17 protein-coding genes and 1 tRNA gene are annotated in these 17,435 nt (G+C 28.8%); 10 read left to right on the forward strand and 8 right to left on the reverse strand.

Annotated elements, in window-relative coordinates; genetic code table 11:
• Positions 1 to 10: 10 nt before the first annotated feature.
• Positions 11 to 838: a universal stress protein gene (locus CLV86_RS00270; RefSeq protein WP_121048254.1), complete on the reverse strand. Its 828-nt coding sequence runs from the start codon at positions 836 to 838 to the stop codon at positions 11 to 13.
• A gap of 124 nt (positions 839 to 962) precedes the next feature.
• Between CLV86_RS00270 and CLV86_RS00275 the strand changes: the two genes are divergently transcribed.
• A complete protein-coding gene (locus CLV86_RS00275; RefSeq protein ID WP_121048258.1) occupies positions 963 to 1,166 on the forward strand; it encodes a hypothetical protein in 204 nt (67 codons plus the stop codon).
• Between the two features lie 4 nt (positions 1,167 to 1,170).
• Here the strand turns inward: CLV86_RS00275 and CLV86_RS00280 are convergent, their stop codons facing one another.
• The gene (locus tag CLV86_RS00280) at positions 1,171 to 1,626 is read right to left on the reverse strand and encodes a pyridoxamine 5'-phosphate oxidase family protein (protein ID WP_076733405.1); all 456 of its coding nucleotides are present in this window, start codon (positions 1,624 to 1,626) and stop codon (positions 1,171 to 1,173) included.
• Positions 1,627 to 1,651: 25 nt separating this feature from the next.
• The gene (locus CLV86_RS00285) at positions 1,652 to 2,521 is read right to left on the reverse strand and encodes a DUF3298 domain-containing protein (protein WP_121048261.1); all 870 of its coding nucleotides are present in this window, start codon (positions 2,519 to 2,521) and stop codon (positions 1,652 to 1,654) included.
• Between the two features lie 125 nt (positions 2,522 to 2,646).
• On the opposite strand from CLV86_RS00285, the gene CLV86_RS00290 reads away from it, so the two are divergent.
• Together CLV86_RS00290 and CLV86_RS00295 are read left to right on the forward strand one after the other, a co-directional pair.
• Positions 2,647 to 3,483 carry a universal stress protein gene (locus CLV86_RS00290; RefSeq protein ID WP_121048264.1) on the forward strand — a complete coding sequence of 279 codons (837 nt, stop codon included), beginning with the start codon at positions 2,647 to 2,649 and terminating at the stop codon, positions 3,481 to 3,483.
• Positions 3,484 to 3,610: 127 nt separating this feature from the next.
• A complete protein-coding gene (locus tag CLV86_RS00295; protein ID WP_121048267.1) occupies positions 3,611 to 5,425 on the forward strand; it encodes a sodium:solute symporter family protein in 1,815 nt (604 codons plus the stop codon).
• 194 nt (positions 5,426 to 5,619) lie between these two features.
• Here CLV86_RS00295 and CLV86_RS00300 read toward each other — a convergent pair.
• Together CLV86_RS00300 and CLV86_RS00305 are read right to left on the reverse strand one after the other, a co-directional pair.
• Positions 5,620 to 5,704 (reverse strand) — tRNA-Ser (locus tag CLV86_RS00300).
• A gap of 96 nt (positions 5,705 to 5,800) precedes the next feature.
• Positions 5,801 to 6,190, reverse strand: coding sequence for an acyl-CoA thioesterase (locus tag CLV86_RS00305; protein ID WP_076733401.1), 390 nt, complete (start codon positions 6,188 to 6,190; stop codon positions 5,801 to 5,803).
• Between the two features lie 90 nt (positions 6,191 to 6,280).
• Here CLV86_RS00305 and CLV86_RS00310 point away from each other — a divergent pair, with 90 nt between their 5' ends.
• The 7 genes from CLV86_RS00310 (at position 6,281) to CLV86_RS00340 (ending at position 13,033) form a co-directional block, all read left to right on the forward strand.
• On the forward strand, positions 6,281 to 6,910 hold the full coding sequence (locus CLV86_RS00310) for an NAD(P)H-dependent oxidoreductase (protein WP_076733400.1): 630 nt from the start codon (positions 6,281 to 6,283) through the stop codon (positions 6,908 to 6,910).
• Between the two features lie 70 nt (positions 6,911 to 6,980).
• The gene (locus CLV86_RS00315; RefSeq protein ID WP_076733399.1) at positions 6,981 to 7,436 is read left to right on the forward strand and encodes a thioredoxin family protein; all 456 of its coding nucleotides are present in this window, start codon (positions 6,981 to 6,983) and stop codon (positions 7,434 to 7,436) included.
• Positions 7,437 to 7,540: 104 nt separating this feature from the next.
• Entirely contained in the window at positions 7,541 to 8,734 is a 1,194-nt protein-coding gene (locus CLV86_RS00320) for a DegT/DnrJ/EryC1/StrS family aminotransferase (protein WP_121048270.1), read from the forward strand.
• 155 nt (positions 8,735 to 8,889) lie between these two features.
• Entirely contained in the window at positions 8,890 to 9,912 is a 1,023-nt protein-coding gene (locus tag CLV86_RS00325; protein ID WP_121048273.1) for a hypothetical protein, read from the forward strand.
• Positions 9,913 to 9,934: 22 nt separating this feature from the next.
• Positions 9,935 to 10,927, forward strand: a complete 993-nt coding sequence (locus CLV86_RS00330; RefSeq protein ID WP_121048276.1) for a hemagglutinin protein — start codon at positions 9,935 to 9,937, stop codon at positions 10,925 to 10,927.
• Positions 10,928 to 10,970: 43 nt separating this feature from the next.
• Positions 10,971 to 11,762: a T9SS type A sorting domain-containing protein gene (locus tag CLV86_RS00335; protein WP_121048279.1), complete on the forward strand. Its 792-nt coding sequence runs from the start codon at positions 10,971 to 10,973 to the stop codon at positions 11,760 to 11,762.
• Positions 11,763 to 11,785: 23 nt separating this feature from the next.
• The gene (locus tag CLV86_RS00340; RefSeq protein ID WP_121048282.1) at positions 11,786 to 13,033 is read left to right on the forward strand and encodes a hypothetical protein; all 1,248 of its coding nucleotides are present in this window, start codon (positions 11,786 to 11,788) and stop codon (positions 13,031 to 13,033) included.
• Here CLV86_RS00340 and ribB read toward each other — a convergent pair whose 3' ends face one another.
• The 3 genes from ribB to lolA1 form a co-directional block, all read right to left on the reverse strand.
• Positions 13,034 to 14,185 (reverse strand): 3,4-dihydroxy-2-butanone-4-phosphate synthase, encoded by a 1,152-nt coding sequence (gene ribB, locus CLV86_RS00345; protein WP_076733393.1) that lies wholly within the window; start codon positions 14,183 to 14,185, stop codon positions 13,034 to 13,036.
• A 107-nt stretch (positions 14,186 to 14,292) separates the two neighbouring features.
• Positions 14,293 to 16,782 carry an LptF/LptG family permease gene (locus tag CLV86_RS00350; protein ID WP_282956971.1) on the reverse strand — a complete coding sequence of 830 codons (2,490 nt, stop codon included), beginning with the start codon at positions 16,780 to 16,782 and terminating at the stop codon, positions 14,293 to 14,295.
• A gap of 8 nt (positions 16,783 to 16,790) precedes the next feature.
• On the reverse strand, positions 16,791 to 17,432 hold the full coding sequence (gene lolA1 / locus CLV86_RS00355) for an outer membrane lipoprotein periplasmic chaperone LolA1 (protein WP_076733392.1): 642 nt from the start codon (positions 17,430 to 17,432) through the stop codon (positions 16,791 to 16,793).
• Between the last annotated feature and the right edge of the window lie 3 nt (positions 17,433 to 17,435).

Here is a 17,435-nt window from a genome sequence, read left to right on the forward strand (position 1 = left end):
ACTATTTATTTTATATTTTAACGGTTAATACAGGAAGTTTAGAGTGGTTTACAATATCTTCACTTATACTACCAGAGAAAAAATGTGCTAGTCCTTTTCTTCCATGAGTTGGAATTCCAATAATATCTGCTTTTACTCTTTTTGCATAATTAAAAACACCTTTTTCTACAGAGTAGTCTGAATAGATTGCAATATCTTCGGGTAAAATATTATCATCTTTATGTAGGTGCACTAAAAAATTAGTTATACGTTGCTCTATTTCGTTTGTGCTTAGATAATATTCTCCAGGAAGATTAACAAAAAGTAATTTTACTTCTATCCCTAATTTTTTAAATAAATTAGTAGTTTTATTAAAAACCTCAAGGCTTTCTAACCTATAATCGCTTGCAAACACTGCTCTTTTAATATTAAAATCGCTTTTTTCTTTAATAACTAATACAGGTGCCGAAGCTGTACGGACTACTTTTTCTGTGTTAGATCCAACAAATACCTCGGTTAAACCACTACTTCCATGAGAGCCCATTACAATAAGGTCTGCTTCGTATTCTTTAGCGACATCGTCTATTTCACTAAAAACTTTATAGTTTTTAACAGTTTGATGAATAGTGATACCATCTAAATAATCTTTATCTAAAAACTCGGCAAAACGTTTTTTTGTTAATTGTACAAAAAACATACCTTCCATGGAGTCGTCTTCTTTTGTAATTACAGCATCACTAAGACCTAGCATATGTACAGCTACAATTTCTGCATGCTGTTTTTTAGCTATTGTTGCAGCAACTTTTAATGCATTTTCTGAATATTCTGAGAAATCTACGGGAACTAATATTTTTTTCATTGTTTTAGTGTTTGTATTAATATACTCCAAAGGTAAGTTTGCTTTTTTTTTATTAAGATGATAAAAGTCATATTACAAGACTTATTATATTTTTAGTTTTACCAAAATGAAAATTATAAATTAAATGAAAGCTGCTGTAATTACTAAAAGTACAGAGTATTATATTTCTATTAGAGAGTGTCTTATTAATACTCAAGGTATTTCTAATTTAATAGAAGATGCATCTAATAATAAAATTATTTTCGAGTTCACCACACATAATGCGGTGGAAGGTTTACGAGAAAAACTTATAACTTTTGGAACTGCTATAGAGTTCGTGTTTTTGTAAAAAATTATAATATTCTCATTTTACCGGTAATATCTTCAATTTCTATTGTGTAAATTATTGGTAAATCTTCAGACGATATTTTACTAGAAAACTGATTAATATAATCTAAACTTTTATTTTCATTTTTATTTATTAAATCTTTTACACCAAGTGAAAACTGGTGTAGTAAAGCAAGTGCACCACTACCAGATTGCTCTTTGTATTTACCATGTACCATAATAGATTTCCAATCGTTTATTGCAGATATGGTTGTAACGCACATAGAAACAGCGTTATTTTTTCTTAACGCATCAATTTTATGACCTTTTGCAGAATAACAAATTATATTATGTTGTTCTTTATTATAAAAATAGGTTATAGGTAGTACATAAGGCTTATTTAAATAGTTATATGCTAAGTAGCCAACGTAATTTCTGTTTAAAATGAACTCACACTCTTTAGTATCTAAATTTTTTATCATAATTTTTTTATTTAGTGAATAATATTTAAAATTCTAATGGATTAAACTCATGTTTCTTTAAAACCGATAGTAATTTTACTAATGGTATTTTTACCGAATAACTTCCTGTGTAAGATGGGCACATTACACAATCATCGAAATAATACTCTACATAGGTTTCATTTAAAACAAAATTGTTTTTATGATTTAAAAAGTTGTCTAAGGAGAGTTCCCAACAATCATAATACAATTCTCCTTTGTTTATTTTACTAAATATTTCGCGATTTAAAATGTTTGTAAAATCTGTTTCACTATCGTTTAAAAAGAAATCTTTATAAGTCATAAAAACACCTCGATTTAAATCAAAATTCATACAGTTAAAACTAAAACTAGGATGTAATGTTCCAGAATAAAAGTTTTCTTTGTAAAAAACTACACTTACCAAATTGTTATTTACACTATATATTTTATAATTTATTAGTCTGCTTTCTTTAAAGTTTTTTAAAGTAATACTATCGCATTTTTGTTTTTTTTCTAAAATAGAGGCTTCGGTTCCAGAAATGTTTAAATAAAAATCTTTAATATAATTGTTAAAATTCTCGTACTTAGGATTTAATTTTTCATTTAGCTCTGGATAAGTAAAATTTATAGTATAGTTTTCTTTTTCCTTAAAAAAAGTTTTTTCTTTAATTAAAGTTTCAAGATCAATTCTTTCGTCTTTTTTATTAATTAGTTTTTTTTGTTTTATTTCTATGGCAATAGATTTATTATTTATTAAATCTTTTTCTTCAGCTTTAGAAGCGTCTATAATCTTTTCTTGAACAGGATCAATGTTATAATCTTTAATTTCTTTTTTATAATCTGTTTTACAATTTAAAAGAAGACAAAAAACAAGAACTACTTTAAGGTTTTTCATAATAAATAGCTTTTTAACAATCTCAAAATTAGCGCTATATATTTTTTTTAAACATGATATAAATCATCTTTTTTAAGGTATTTCTGTTTTAATTTTAAGATGTAACCATTTAATATTTAAAGAAAATGATTAAAATAATTATTCCTACAGATTTTTCTGAGACCTCTAAAAATGCAATTTATTATGCCTTAGAATTAATGAAATACGAAAAATGCGATTTTACCATTGTTCATGCCTATGCTACTGAAGTTTATAACAATACTGAAGAGCTTTCTAGAGATTATTTTGAAAAGTATCGAGATAAAATTAAACAAGAAGCAGATAGTAAATTACAGAAAATTATAACACAAATGCTAGAAAAATCTCCTAACCCGAGACATAATTATAAAAGTATTTCTATTTTTAATAGTATTGTAGAATCTGTAAATGACCTTATTAAAAAAGAGGAGGCAGACTTAGTAGTTATTGGAACAAAAGGAAAAACAAATAATGTAAATAATGCGTTTGGCAGTAATACAATTAATATAATTAAATATGCTAATTGCCCTATACTATCTGTGCCTTTAAGTTATAAGGATATGCACCCAAAACATATTTTATTTCCTACAGATTATAACATTCCTTTTAATAAAAGAGCTTTTAAGTTAGTAAGTAACATTGCTAAAAATTATGTGTGTAAAATTCATTTTTTATATGTCTCTACACTTAAAAAGATGTCTTATAGGCAAGAAGATAATAAAGCTTTTTTAAGCTATTGTTTTAAAGATAATTTTGTTGATTTTTTTCAGTTACCAGAAATAGATGTTGTAAAAATAATAGAAAAAACAATAGAAACAAAAAATATAGATTTATTAGTTATGATAAACCATAGGCAGTCTTATTTAGAGAATATGCTAAAAAATTCTAAGATTGAAAATTTAGAGTTAAATATTAAAATTCCATTTTTAGTACTTCAAAATTAAATTTTAGGTGTAACTATTTTAATTTAAAACTATTTTAAATCGTTTCATAAAATTTCAATACATTGGGCTAACCAAACTATAAAATTTTAAAAAATAGATTTTATATAATTAACCAAATAATTGAAATATGGTATCATTAAGCACATTAGACTATGCTTTAATAATAGTATTTTTTGTAATAACATTATCCATAGGAATATATGTTTCAAAAAAATCTAGTAAAAATTCTTCAGAGTTTTTTCTTTCAGGTAGAACAATGCCATGGTGGTTGTTAGGTGTTTCTATGGTTGCCACAACTTTTTCTACAGACACACCTAATTTAGTTACAGATATTGTTAGGACTAATGGTGTTTCTGGAAATTGGGTTTGGTGGGCTTTCTTAATTACTGGATTATTAACCGTATTTGTATATGCTAAATTATGGCGAAAATCTAACGTGAAAACAGATATAGAATTTTATGAATTTAGATACGGAGGTAAGCCAGCCCAATTTTTAAGAAAATTTAGAGCCGTTTATTTAGGTGTTATTTTTAATGTAATAATAATGTCTTCGGTTACGTTAGCAGCCATTAAAATTGGAGGTATAATGTTAGGTCTTGAACCATGGGAAACTGTTATTAGTGCAGGATTAATAACCGTTTTATTTAGTGCTTTAGGAGGTTTTAGAGGCGTTGTATATACAGATTTTATTTTATTTTTTGTTGCTATGGGTGGAGCTATTGGAGCAGCATATTATTTAATAAACATACCTGAGGTAGGTGGGTTAGATGCTCTATTAAGTAATGAAAATGTTTCTAAAAAGCTTTCTATTTTACCAGATTTTAATAATACAAATGCATTAATAACACTTTTTATAATTCCGTTAGCAGTGCAATGGTGGAGTTCGTGGTATCCAGGTGCAGAACCTGGAGGAGGAGGATATATTGCACAACGAATGCTCGCTGCAAAAGATGAAAATCATGCCATTGGTGCAACTTTTTTCTTTAATATAATGCACTACGCATTGCGTCCTTGGCCATGGATTTTAGTTGCATTAGCATCTATAGTTGTATTTCCAGACTTGGCAAGTATTCAAGAGGCTTTTCCAAATATTACAGAAAGTAAATTAGGTCATGATTTAGCTTACTCAGCCATGTTAACAAAATTACCAAGTGGTCTTTTAGGTTTAGTATTAACATCGTTAGTTGCTGCTTATATGTCTACAATTTCTACACAATTAAATTGGGGATCATCATACATGGTATACGATTTTTACAAGCAACAAATAAACCCAAATGCTTCAGAAAAAAAACTTGTATTTATTGGTAGAGTTTCTACAGTTGTACTTATGGTTTTAAGTGCCTTATTAGCATTATTACTTCAAAATGCATTACAACTTTTCGAAGTTTTATTAATGTTTGGAGCCGGAACAGGTTTAATTTTTATTTTGCGTTGGTTTTGGTGGAGAATTAATGCTTGGAGTGAAATAACAGCAATGTTTGCATCTGGTATTATTTCAATTCTATTAAAATTAACACCAATAGGTGTATACCTTTTTGGAGTGGATTCTGGTGTTTTTGCAGAGTATTATCAATACCCATTTGTTGTTGTAATTACTACTATAATTTGGCTTATTGCTACCTATGCAACACAACCTGAAAGTAAAGAAGTACTTCAGCAGTTTTATAAAAAAATACAACCAGGTGGTCCAGGTTGGAAAAAAGTTGTTTTTGAAGCAGAAGAGCAAGGTATAAGCTTAAAAAATAATAATTATGTTTGGAGTGTTCCTTCTGGTCTATTAGCTATGGTTTTAGGCTGTGTACTAATATACAGTTGCATGTTTGCAACAGGTTATTATATTTATGGAGATTATAATTTAGCATTTGTATTAACAGTTGTAGCGCTAGTTTCAGGATTGTTTTTAATTAAGGTGTGGAAGCGTGTTAGTTCAAAAATTTTGTAAAAAACATTAAAAAAAGCATAAAAGCCTCGTAATTAAAAAATTACGAGGCTTTTTTTATATAATTAAACGTTTTTTTAAATAAACCAAATCGATAAATAAGATAATATTGTGGTTTAATTATTAAAAATAAATAGGATTTATATTGTGAAATTAAAAACAAAAACCTCATAATCAAAAGATTATGAGGTTAGTTGCGGAGAATGAGGGATTCGAACCCCCGGAGGTGTGACCCTCAACAGTTTTCAAGACTGCCGCATTCGACCACTCTGCCAATTCTCCTTGAGTGCCTCATCAAGCTATTTGCCTGAATGCGGGTGCAAATATAGTGTCCTTTTTCTTTCTTTTCAAATAAATTTTATGATTTTTTTAAAAAAATTAATTTAAAATTGGGATAGGTTTCATTTGTTCGTTGACTGCCACGAACTTAAAGTATCCTGTGACTGTTAATTCTCTATTATAATTATACATGTTTTCCATAAAAATATCGACTTTTACGGTGCAACTTGTGTTTCCAACTTTATAAATTCTTGCAACTAATTCTACAATTGTTCCTTCTGGAATTGGTTTTTCGAAATCTATTTTATCTGTAGATATTGTTACTACTTTTTTTCTACTAAATCTTGTGGCACAAATAAAGGAAGCTTCATCCATCATGTGTAAAGCAGTACCTCCAAATAAAGTATTATAGTGATTAGTTGTATTTGGAAAAATTGCTTTAAATATTCTTGTTTCAGATTCTTTTATTAATTCTTCTTTAGATTTCATATCTATAGTTATATCATTTTAATTTATTAGACTTTATTGTCTTTATTGCGAATGTAATTCTATTTTTGCAGAAAGTTATTATATAAATATATGAACGTAATCGAAGCTTTACAATGGCGCTACGCAACTAAATCTTTTGATGAAGATAAAATAGTTTCTAAAGAAAAATTAGATATTCTTTTAAATGCCTTTAATTTAACAGCAACTTCTTATGGACTGCAACCTATTAAGTTAGTTGTAATTGATAATAAAAAATTGCAAAAGGATTTAGTAAGTTATTCTATGAATCAAGAACAGATTGCTCAAGCATCTCACGTTTTTGTTATTTGTATAGAAACTATAATAGATAAGATATTTATAGAAAACTATTTTAAATTAGTAAAATCTACTCGTAATACACCAGATGAAATATTAAATCCTTTTAAAAATTTTTTAATTGATGATTTTGAAAGAAAAACAGAAAAGGAAATTAAGGAATGGAGTATAAAACAAGCATATTTAGCATTAGGAAATTTATTAACCGTTTGTGCTTTAGAAAAAATTGATGCTTGCCCAATGGAAGGTTTTGAGCCTAGTAAATATGATGAAATTTTAAAATTAAAATCTAAAGGATTACAATCTGTTTTAGTTTTACCAATAGGTTATAGAGCTGAAAATGATTTTATGTCTAAGCTTAAGAAAGTACGTAAAGATATTAACTCTAGTGTGTTATTTACATAATACATTTTTTTGGCAAGATTCTTGGTATATTGTATATTTATAGTGTAATATTTAAGTCTCAAAAGTATTTATGAAAAACTTATTTTTTTTATTCCTAATATGTATTTCTTTTCAAGGATTTTCTCAAGATGAAGATTACCCTAATCTTAATTGGTTAACAGATTTCGAAAAGGCAAAAAAAGAATCTAATCTATCAGATAAGCCTATACTAATGTATTTTACTGGCAGTGATTGGTGCGGCCCTTGTAAAATGCTTAAAACAGACTTTTTTAATACTGAGTCTTTTGAAAAAAAAGCAGAAAATTTTATTTTATTGAAGGTAGACATGCCAAGACGTTTAGATATTATAACGCCAGAGCAAAAGAAGAAAAATAAAATATTAGTAAAAAAATATAATAAAAAAGGAGGTTACCCCAATTTAGTAGTTTTAAATAATAAATTAGATGTTATAGGTGAATTAACAGGCTATACATTTTTAAGAGAAACAGATAGGCATTTCGCATTTATAGACGGATTTATTAAATGATATTGAAAGTATTATAGAAATTTAAAAGCCTTTTAAACTTTGAGTTAGCAGGCTTTTTTTTTTGCTTTAATTCAACTATTTTTGACCGAATTAAAAAAAGAAATATGCCAGGATTTGAACGCTTTGGAGATTTAGAAAGAGAGGAATTACAAGATGTATTAGACAATGGTGTTTTAATGCGTTATGGTTTTGATGGAATGCGAAATGGGCATTGGAAAGCAAAAGAGCTTGAAGAGGAATTAAAAACTTCGTTAGAGTGCGATTACGCTCAATTGGTGTCTAATGGAACCTCTGCAGTTTCTGTGGCTTTAGCAAGTGCTGGAGTTGGTGCTGGAGATGAAGTTATTATGCCAACTTTTACTTTTGTAGCTAGTTTTGAAGCCATTTTATTACTTGGAGCAATACCTGTTTTAGTTGATATAGATGATACTTTAGGTCTTGATGCTAAAGCTGTAGAAAAGGCCATTACTCCAAAAACTAAAGCTGTTATGGTGGTGCAAATGTGTGGTAGTATGGCAAATATGACAGCACTTTCACAAGTTTGTAAAAAGCATAATTTATTATTAGTAGAAGATGCTTGCCAAGCTATTGGTGGTCGATATAATGATAAACCATTAGGTAGTATAGGTGATTTAGGTTGTTTTTCTTTCGATTTTGTAAAAACCGTTACTTGTGGAGAAGGAGGAGCAGTAATAACCAACAATAAAGAATATTACATAAATGCAGACCATTTTAGTGATCATGGCCACGATCATGAAGGGAATGATAGAGGTGCAGAAACACATCCTTTTTTAGGGTATAATTTTAGAATTTCGGAATTACATGCAGCTGTTGGTTTAGCTCAAATTAAGAGATTGCCAGAGTTTTTAGAAGTTCAGAAAAAAAACTATACAATACTTAGGGAAACGTTATCTGAAATTCCAGAAGTTACCTTTAGAACTGTACCTAAGGGAGGAGAGGAGAGCTATGCTTTTTTTAATTTCTTTATGCCAGATGTAGAAATAGCAAGAAAAACTATAGAAGCTTTTAAAGATCACGGAGTTGATGCTTGTTGGAATTATTTTGATAATAATTGGCATTATGTTAGAAAATGGAATCATTTAAAAGACGCTAAATCTTTATATCCATTATCTAAAGATATTAAAGGCGCATTAAACTTGCTTAGTAAAAAAACATTTACTCAAAGTGATCACTATATTGGAAGAAATATTTCTTGTCTTATCAAGTTATCATGGACAGAAGAAGAGGTTAGAAGTCGAGCAAGAAAAATGAAAGAAGCAATATTAAGTTCATTATAAAATTATTTTAAATTATTATATAATCCCTTTTAGGCGTTGGCTTAAAAGGGATTTTTTTTGTTTTATTTTTTTTAATATAAATGTTAACCTTTTGGTTTTTGTGACATAAATAAGAAATGAATAGCTATTAATCATTTCAACAAAAACCAAAAATTATGAATTATTCAGGCGCTAATCAGCAACTAAAAAAAGTTAAGAGTAATTTTATTTTTACAATATTAATTACTCTTTTATTTGCCTTAAGTGGTTATACTCAAAATAGTATAAATTATAAAGCAGTTATAAAAGATGCTTCTGGTAATATAATGGAATCTCAACCGGTAAGTATTCAGTTTATAATATATGAAGGAGCAGCACTTTCTAATAATGTTTATCAAGAAACCCACACAATTAATACCGATGATAATGGTATTATAATAGTAAATATTGGTGAAGGTGTCACTGCAAACAATTTTTCTACTATAAATTGGCAAGACGATGAACATTTTCTTAACGTACAGTTAAATACTGGATCTGGTTTAGTAGATTTAGGAACAACACAATTTAATGCTGTGCCTTATGCATTAGTAGCTAAAGATGTAGAAAATTCAATTTGGAATATTAATGATAATAATACTTTTTATAGTGAAGGTAATGTAGGTATTGGAATTAATGCGCCACTTAATACTTTTTCAGTACTCCAACCAATAGGCATAAATAATACTGTTCGAATTGAAACACAAGATCATCCTACAGGAAAAGATTTAGTAGAACTTATTGTTCCTGCTGGTTCCACTTCTGGTTCTCAGTTTATAGAAATGCAAAATGGTAGTAATATTGTGGCTGCTATAAATAGTGATGGTTCAGCAAAATTTAAATCTATACAATTTGAAGATACTTCTGTGCAAACAACCGCAGCGGTTGGTCCTGTTGCTTATGGTTTTGTACAAAGCTCTAGTGTAGTTTCATCTGGTTCTAACAATTTTACTGTTGTATGGGATGCAGCTTATAGTAGATATGAAATTTCAATTTATGGAGAGAATTATTTTTGGTCGCATTACACCACTAATGTTACAAGTAGCAGCTCTGCTATAAGCAATATTCGAGTAAGTAGTTCTAATAATAACTTGCTAGTCTACCTTTATAACTCTGCAGGTGCTTTAATTCAAGGCAATTTTCAATTTATAACTTATAAATAATAATCATTTAAAAATTAAAATTATGAAGTCAATTTTATTCGTATTACTCATTTTGAGTTGCAATGTAATTAGTACAGCTCAAAGTATCGATAAATTTAGTATCGATAGTGGAGGTGCAAACTTAACAAATGGAAACGTTAGTATTATATATACCATTGGAGAGGTAAATGTTGCAGAGCGTAATAGTGCAACTATTAAAATTTCTGAAGGTTTTTTATCTCGATTTATAAAAATTAAAATTAACCCAAAAGTCTTTTTGCAAGGAGCAGCAATAAATGCAGAAACTAATGGATTGATGAATGATGATTTAAGAGATCTTGGTTTATTACCTATAGCTTCTCCTTTTGGAGATGGAAAAACCGTTGATATAAGTGTATTTAACCTAGGAGGAACATCTAGTCTTGGTGCTTTCGAAGATGATATAGTAGATTGGGTTTGGTTAGAATTTAGAGATGAAATGGATGTTTCTAATGTAATAAAAGGTACATCTGCATTATTACAACGTGATGGAGATGTTGTTGCATTAGATGGCGTTTCGGATATAACTTTAGGTGTTGTTCCAAACAATTATTATATCGTTTTAAAACATAGAAATCACTTAGGTGTTATGAGTGCAAATCCTGTTTCTGTTACAGAAACTGGTACAGCTATAAACTTCACCTCAAGCACAACAGCTACTTATGGTGCTAATGCTCAAATTGTTTTATCAAATGGTGATTTGGCCTTATGGGCAGGAGATACTAATTCTAATGGTGAAATACGTTTTTCTGGTCCAGGTAACGACGCAAATATTATTAAAGATGAAATATTAAACGATCCATTAAATGGATTTAATTCTGCTACCTATACATCTGTTGGTTATTTACTTATAGATGTAGATATGTCTGGAGGTGGACGTTTTTCTGGCTCGGATAACGATAGCAATATTATTAAAGATAACGTATTACAGCATCCAGAGAATGGTTTTAACTCACCAACATTTACAATAAATACAACAATTCCTGAGGGAAATTAATTAACAAAAAATACTATTAATCAATTCAATAAAAACAAAAATCATGAAAACTTTTTACTCAATTTTAGCATTACTATTTTTTTCGATTTGTAATGCACAATCCTATACTTATGGTATAGTAAATACAGATAATTATAATTTTAAAATTGTAGCTATTCCAGATTTCGATGCAAGTACAGACGCATCAGATATGGGTTTTACATTAACAATGCCAGCTGGTTCTGCAGATTTAATTAATGCTAATAGCTTGCTACCTGGACGTGTTTGGAGTTTGCAAGAATACGATGCAGCTTTTTTAACAAGTCAAGGTTTGGGAGATGGAAGTAGAGATGTTTTTCAATTTAACAATCCGCCAGGACAATCTTTAATTTCTCATGTAAGTGGTGAGCATATAGATTTGGTTTCTTTTTCTGTTACAAATATGCCAATGACAGGCGAAATGACATTTTTAGACAATACAGATCCTGTTGCTGTAGGAGCATTAGGTGTTTTGGATAGTTTCTATAATTCTAATATAGACGCTACAACAACACAAGACTATTTTGCAGGTTACGAACCTGGATTAACCTCAATAATGTTTGATACTTTAAGCGTTGGAGAAGATGAAAAGATAGATTTAATAACAAAAGTTTTTCCTAATCCTACTAAAGATTCTATAACAATACAATCTAAAAAAACAATACACTTAGCTAAACTTTTTGATATAACAGGTAAACTAGTTATGGAGGTTAATAATCCTCTAACAATATCATTAAGTAGTTTGCCTTCTGGTGTTTATATATTGAAATTAGAAACAGAGTTATCTACGGCTATAAAGCGCATTATTAAAGAATAATAAAAACAATAAAACTTACAATTATGAATTATTTATATAAAATAACAACTATATTAATATTTGGGTTTTCAGCATTATTTTCGATTGCCCACGCGCAAAGTATTAATTATAAAGCAGTAGTAAAAGATGGTAATGGTACTTTAATTTCTAACGACCTTATCCAAGTACAATTTAATATTTTAAAAGGTGTAGCGCAAACTAATGTATATTCAGAAACCCATACACCTACAACAGATGATAATGGAATTATTATAGTTAATATTGGAGAAGGAACACCAACATCTGGTAGTCCTACTTATAATACTATAGATTGGGCAAGCGATTCTCATTTCTTACAAGTATTAATTAATATTGGTGATGGGCTTGTAGATATGGGAACAACAGAATTTAAAGCTGTGCCTTATGCAATTACTTCTGGAGATAAATCTTGGGAAAGTGAAATAGATAATGTACACGTAATATCTAAAAATGTAGGTATTGGTACAAGTGCTCCAACCGAACTTTTAGAAATTAATGATGCAGATAGTGCAGGTATCAAACTCGTGGTTCCCTCTTTTAGTGATAGATCTAAAATTGAGTTTAGAAATGGTGCTGAAACAGGTTCACATAGTTTCTATAAAATTGAAAACCGAAATGATTTTTTAAGATTCGAAATCGATTCTGATTTAACAACAGCAACAGGCTATGAAAATTTAATGACACTTTCTTATTTGGGATTAGGACTACAAAACGGAACAAGAATTAATGAGTTTTCTACGGATGGCACATTTGCAGATAATAGTGATAATAAAGTACCTACTGAACAGGCTGTAAAAGAATATGTAGATAGTGCGGTGTCTGCAAATGGTGAGAAAACTATAATTATTCCTGCAGTAGCTTTTACATCTAACCAGTATTCTACACATGTTAATTATGTAAATTTTGGTGCGTTTGCCCAAAAAACATCGAGTAATGGTTTTCTAATTGCACCTTTAACTTTACCACAAGGAGCTACAGTTACTTCTATGACTTTTTATTTAAGAGATTCAAGTAATGCAAGTAATGTAAACTTAGAATGTGCGGTATTATCTGGTTTTCAAACCGCATCAATATTTAGCTCGGTGCTTACTACATCAACCTTTGGTGGTTCAAGTTCAGGTATGACATTAACTCATAATACGCCATTTACAATTGGAAGTAACAGACAATATATTATTAGAGTGAGGCCAACTTCTACTTGGGGAACAACAGATTTTGGTATTTGCAGCGTAAAAGTTACTTATGCTGAGTAATTAATAATTAACGTAATCTACAATCTCTAATCCGTAGCCAATCATCCCAACACGTTTGGTTTGTTGCGAGTTAGAGATTAATTTTAGTTTATGTATGTTTAAATCATGTAAAATTTGTGCTCCAATGCCAAAATCTTTGCTGTCCATAGCTATTGCTGGTGCTTTTGTAATTTGTCCTTCAGTTTGTTTTTCTTTTAAAATACTTAAACGTTTTAATAAATTTAAGGATTGCGATTGCTGATTTATAAACAAAATAGCACCTTTTCCTTCTTCGTTAATAACGCGAAACATATCATCCAATTTTTTATCTGCGTTATTAGTTAAAGTACCTAAAATATCATTATTTACTAATGTTGAATTTACACGAGTTAATACTGGTTCGTTTGTTGCCCAAGTACCTTTAGAAAGTGCTATATGTACTTGGTCGTTAGTTGTTTGTTGGTAGGCACGTAATCTATAACTCCCAAATCGAGTTTCAATATTAAAATCTTCTTTCTTTTCTATTAAAGAATCATGATCCATTCTATAAGCAACTAAATCTTCAATAGAAACTAGTTTTAAATCGAATTTTTTGGCAACTTCAACAAGTTGTGGTAAACGAGCCATTGTGCCATCTTCGTTCATAATTTCAACAATAACACCAGCTGGTTCTAAGCCTGCTAATCGAGCAAAATCTATAGCTGCTTCTGTATGTCCTGTTCTACGTAATACGCCACCTTCTTTTGCTACTAAAGGAAATATATGTCCTGGTCTTGCTAAATCAAACGGTTTTGTGTTTTTATTAACTAAAGATTTTATTGTTAACGCGCGGTCACTTGCAGAAATACCTGTAGTTACACCTTGTCCTTTTAAATCTACAGAAACTGTAAACGCTGTTTCCATAGGATCTGTATTATTAGTAACCATCATATGTAAACCTAAATCTTTACAACGCTCCTCAGTCAAAGGTGTGCAAATTAAACCTCTTCCATGAGTTGCCATAAAATTTACCATTTCGGGAGTAACTAACTCTGCAGCAGCTAAAAAATCACCTTCGTTTTCTCTGTCTTCATCATCGACAACAATAATAATTTTACCGGCTTTAATATCGTTTATAGCCTCTTGTATTGTATTTAGTTTAAACTCCACTTTAGGTTCGGTTTTAGTAATCATAGTTATGCTTTGTGCAACAAATATATTGCTTATTTACGATTATTTTATTTGAATTGATATTTGATTTGTCTATTTCTTAATAGATAAAAAATAACTTAATAATTATACTATTTTATTTTGCTTTTAATAAAGTAAAAAATACTTACTATAAAAGAAATAATACTTAGTTGAATTGCAGCTGAAGCAAATTGAGGTAGTTTATTATTGTTTAATACAAAATAGAGTATACATAATACTACAGCTAAAACTGTTGTTGAAATTGAAAGTGTAGTAAAGCTCTTATTTAACGGTTGTATAACTGTTTTTTCTACAGCTTTAGATTTATTTTCTTTTTTTGAATAAACACTTATGTTATCCTTTTTTACTTTTGAAGATTTTATATAATAAAAAAGAGATACTATTAATGATATACAGCTTAATTGTATTGCAGCAGAAGCATACTGTGGTAATTTATTATTTGCAAATACAAAGTAAAGTACAAACATTACTATTGCTAGAATAACAGTGCTTACAGAAAATTTAATTAAAAGCTTACTCTCTTTATTAAGAGGAGTTTTAATTATTTTATTTTCTGTTTCAATATCTGTTTCTTTTGTAATGTTATTTTTAGTGTCAAATTCTATTGCGTGTAATTCTTTTTTAATTTGAGATTTTTGAATAAAAAAGATTATAAAATATAAAGGAAGGCCAAAAACATAAAATAAAATACCGTTTATTCCATTATTCTTGTCTAAGTGCTTATATAAATTTGTATGCTTAGAAAATGATTGTGTTAAAGCAAATAGAAAAATTATAAATCCTATAATTCCAATAACAAAAAGTATATTTCCAATAAGAGGAAAATTATTATTAATTAAAATTCTTCCTAATAATATTAAGCCAACACCAATAGCGTACATTATAAATGCCAGTTTAGAATCTTCTACATAAGCGTTTTTAAGTGCCTTAGCTTCTTCTAAAAAATCTTTATTTAAATGGCCTGCCATTTTAAGTTCCTGTCTTGTAATACCTCTAGAAGTTAATACTGAAATAGCAGTATTTTTATGTTGTACTGTGTAATCGTGATCTCTGTAGTCTCTAACAATATCAATAAGTTTATTGTTTTCTAAATTTTTAAACAAAATATATTCATTAGAATTTACATTAAAAACCTTTGTTGTAGACTCTATTTTTTTAGTTTTAATTTTAAAGAATTTTTTAAGTGGCTCTAGTATACCATCGGTTTCTAAAAGGCCACGATCTTTAGTAGCTCTACTTGTTAAATAGATACTTAAAGGAAGCATAATTAATGTGGAGAACCAAGAGGCTAAAACAGGATTAAAAGTACCATCTTTTGCACTGTTTTTTGCAAAAATTCCAATAAAGTGATAGCTTAAAAATATAACAATTGCAATAACCATTGGTAGTCCTAAACCTCCTTTTCTAATAAGTGCACCTAATGGAGCACCAACAAAAAATAGAATAATACAAGCAATAGCTAATGCAAATTTTTCATGCAAAGCCATTATATGTTTATTTAGTAGTATGGTTTTTACTTTAAAATTGTAATCTATCGCAGCAACTATTTGATTTGTACTATTTATAGAATTAATAGAATAGTCTAATAATTGTACTTTTTGTTTAGTATTATATAAATCTAAAATGCTACCAGTATATGTTGTGTCTTTTTTTGTGTCTACAGAGATATTTATTGTAGCAGCATTAGTTCTATTATATAATGTGGTTCCAAATTTATCGTATTCTTTTTTGTGTTCAACTATTAAAGAATCTGTGGTGTATTTTAAATCGTTAACAGTAAGCATAGAATACTTATTGTCTGTGTTTTTTTCGTTTAAATCTACCGCATTGAGTTGAGATAAATCTATATTCATTGTATATTCTTTAAATATACTTTTTACAAAAGGTTTTTTTTGTTTTTCTTTATGTTTATTTGGTGGAGTATCATCGTAATAATAACCATCAAAAAGGATTAGTTTTAGTACTTCAGAGTCTTCAGAGCTTACTAATTCTCCTGTTTCAGCAATTATTGTAACATAATTTCCTGGTTTTTTAACTTGCCCTCTGTGTATAACTACATCTTCTAAAAATTGACCACGATCACCTGTTTTGTTTGCAACTCTTATATTAAAATTATCACCAATTTGATTAAATTGACTTTTAGCAATCATCATTGCAGGTTTCATTTTGGCAATATTTTTTCGTAAATTAAAGCTTTCGTATTCTGCCTTTGGAATAATGTTATTACTAAAAAAGAAGGTTAGTATACTTAAAAACACTATAAAAACACTTAAACTAGCCATGGCACGTTGCAATGAAATACCTGTAGATTTCATAGCTGCAAACTCATAGTTTTCGGCAAAATTTCCAAAAACCATTATAGATGCTAGCAGTATTGTAAGTGGTAAAATTAAAGGTATTAGTGTAGGAGTAATGTAAAACAGAAATTTTAAAACTGTTATAACATCTAAATCTTTACCAGCTAATTCTTTAATATATAACCAAATAGCTTGTAATACAAAAATCAGCATGAGTATTATAAACACGCTGATAAAAGTTTTTAGATAAGAAGTTAATATGTATCTATCTAATATTTTCACTAATACTATTAATCTAATTTATTGATGAAGTAGTCATTGTACTTACTTTCGTCAAAAGTAAACAAGGTTTTCGATATAGGCTCGTTTGTTTTAAAAGAATTAACAGTAAGTGTTGTTTTTGTTCCGTTTTTTCCTATTTCAATAAGGTTATAAATATGTTTTGTCTCTGCGTCTATTCCTAAAAGAACATATTTCATACTAGCATTAGAGTCCATTGGCGTTAGTTTTACATATTGTATCTTTCTTCCTTTTACATTTTGAACAATATCCATTTTGTAAGTAAAACCATTTTCGTAAAATGATAACATCTTACTTGGTGTAATTGTGTTTTCATCTTCATCGTTATCTGAAGAAATAGTAACTTCTTCGTCTTCAGGACTAATAGTGTATAGTTTTTTTCCATCAAATATTCTTGTTACACCAAGAATATTTAATTTGTATTTGTCACCATGCATTATAACATCACCACGCGTCTCTTGCTTAATATTCTCTGATGCATTATCTAAAACATATTTAAAATCTATAGCAATATTTTGATAACTTTTAACTTTTGTAGAAACTTCGTTTAAAAGTGTTTTTGCTTTTGCATCATTTTGAGCAAATGTTATACTAGAAATAATTAATGCTAATACTAATAATATTTTTTTCATTTT

Origin of the sequence: Lacinutrix venerupis (assembly GCF_003663945.1) — a bacterium.
Lineage (GTDB): Bacteria > Bacteroidota > Bacteroidia > Flavobacteriales > Flavobacteriaceae > Lacinutrix > Lacinutrix venerupis.

Bases quoted from the DNA above. Each gene is read 5' to 3' on its own strand.
- CLV86_RS00270 (WP_121048254.1), bottom strand. From the start codon at position 838: ATGAAAAAAATATTAGTTCCCGTAGATTTCTCAGAATATTCAGAAAAT.
- CLV86_RS00275 (WP_121048258.1), top strand. From the start codon at position 963: ATGAAAGCTGCTGTAATTACTAAAAGTACAGAGTATTATATTTCTATT.
- CLV86_RS00280 (WP_076733405.1), bottom strand. From the start codon at position 1,626: ATGATAAAAAATTTAGATACTAAAGAGTGTGAGTTCATTTTAAACAGA.
- CLV86_RS00285 (WP_121048261.1), bottom strand. From the start codon at position 2,521: ATGAAAAACCTTAAAGTAGTTCTTGTTTTTTGTCTTCTTTTAAATTGT.
- CLV86_RS00290 (WP_121048264.1), top strand. From the start codon at position 2,647: ATGATTAAAATAATTATTCCTACAGATTTTTCTGAGACCTCTAAAAAT.
- CLV86_RS00295 (WP_121048267.1), top strand. From the start codon at position 3,611: ATGGTATCATTAAGCACATTAGACTATGCTTTAATAATAGTATTTTTT.
- CLV86_RS00305 (WP_076733401.1), bottom strand. From the start codon at position 6,190: ATGAAATCTAAAGAAGAATTAATAAAAGAATCTGAAACAAGAATATTT.
- CLV86_RS00310 (WP_076733400.1), top strand. From the start codon at position 6,281: ATGAACGTAATCGAAGCTTTACAATGGCGCTACGCAACTAAATCTTTT.
- CLV86_RS00315 (WP_076733399.1), top strand. From the start codon at position 6,981: ATGAAAAACTTATTTTTTTTATTCCTAATATGTATTTCTTTTCAAGGA.
- CLV86_RS00320 (WP_121048270.1), top strand. From the start codon at position 7,541: ATGCCAGGATTTGAACGCTTTGGAGATTTAGAAAGAGAGGAATTACAA.
- CLV86_RS00325 (WP_121048273.1), top strand. From the start codon at position 8,890: ATGAATTATTCAGGCGCTAATCAGCAACTAAAAAAAGTTAAGAGTAAT.
- CLV86_RS00330 (WP_121048276.1), top strand. From the start codon at position 9,935: ATGAAGTCAATTTTATTCGTATTACTCATTTTGAGTTGCAATGTAATT.
- CLV86_RS00335 (WP_121048279.1), top strand. From the start codon at position 10,971: ATGAAAACTTTTTACTCAATTTTAGCATTACTATTTTTTTCGATTTGT.
- CLV86_RS00340 (WP_121048282.1), top strand. From the start codon at position 11,786: ATGAATTATTTATATAAAATAACAACTATATTAATATTTGGGTTTTCA.
- ribB (WP_076733393.1), bottom strand. From the start codon at position 14,185: ATGATTACTAAAACCGAACCTAAAGTGGAGTTTAAACTAAATACAATA.
- lolA1 (WP_076733392.1), bottom strand. From the start codon at position 17,432: ATGAAAAAAATATTATTAGTATTAGCATTAATTATTTCTAGTATAACA.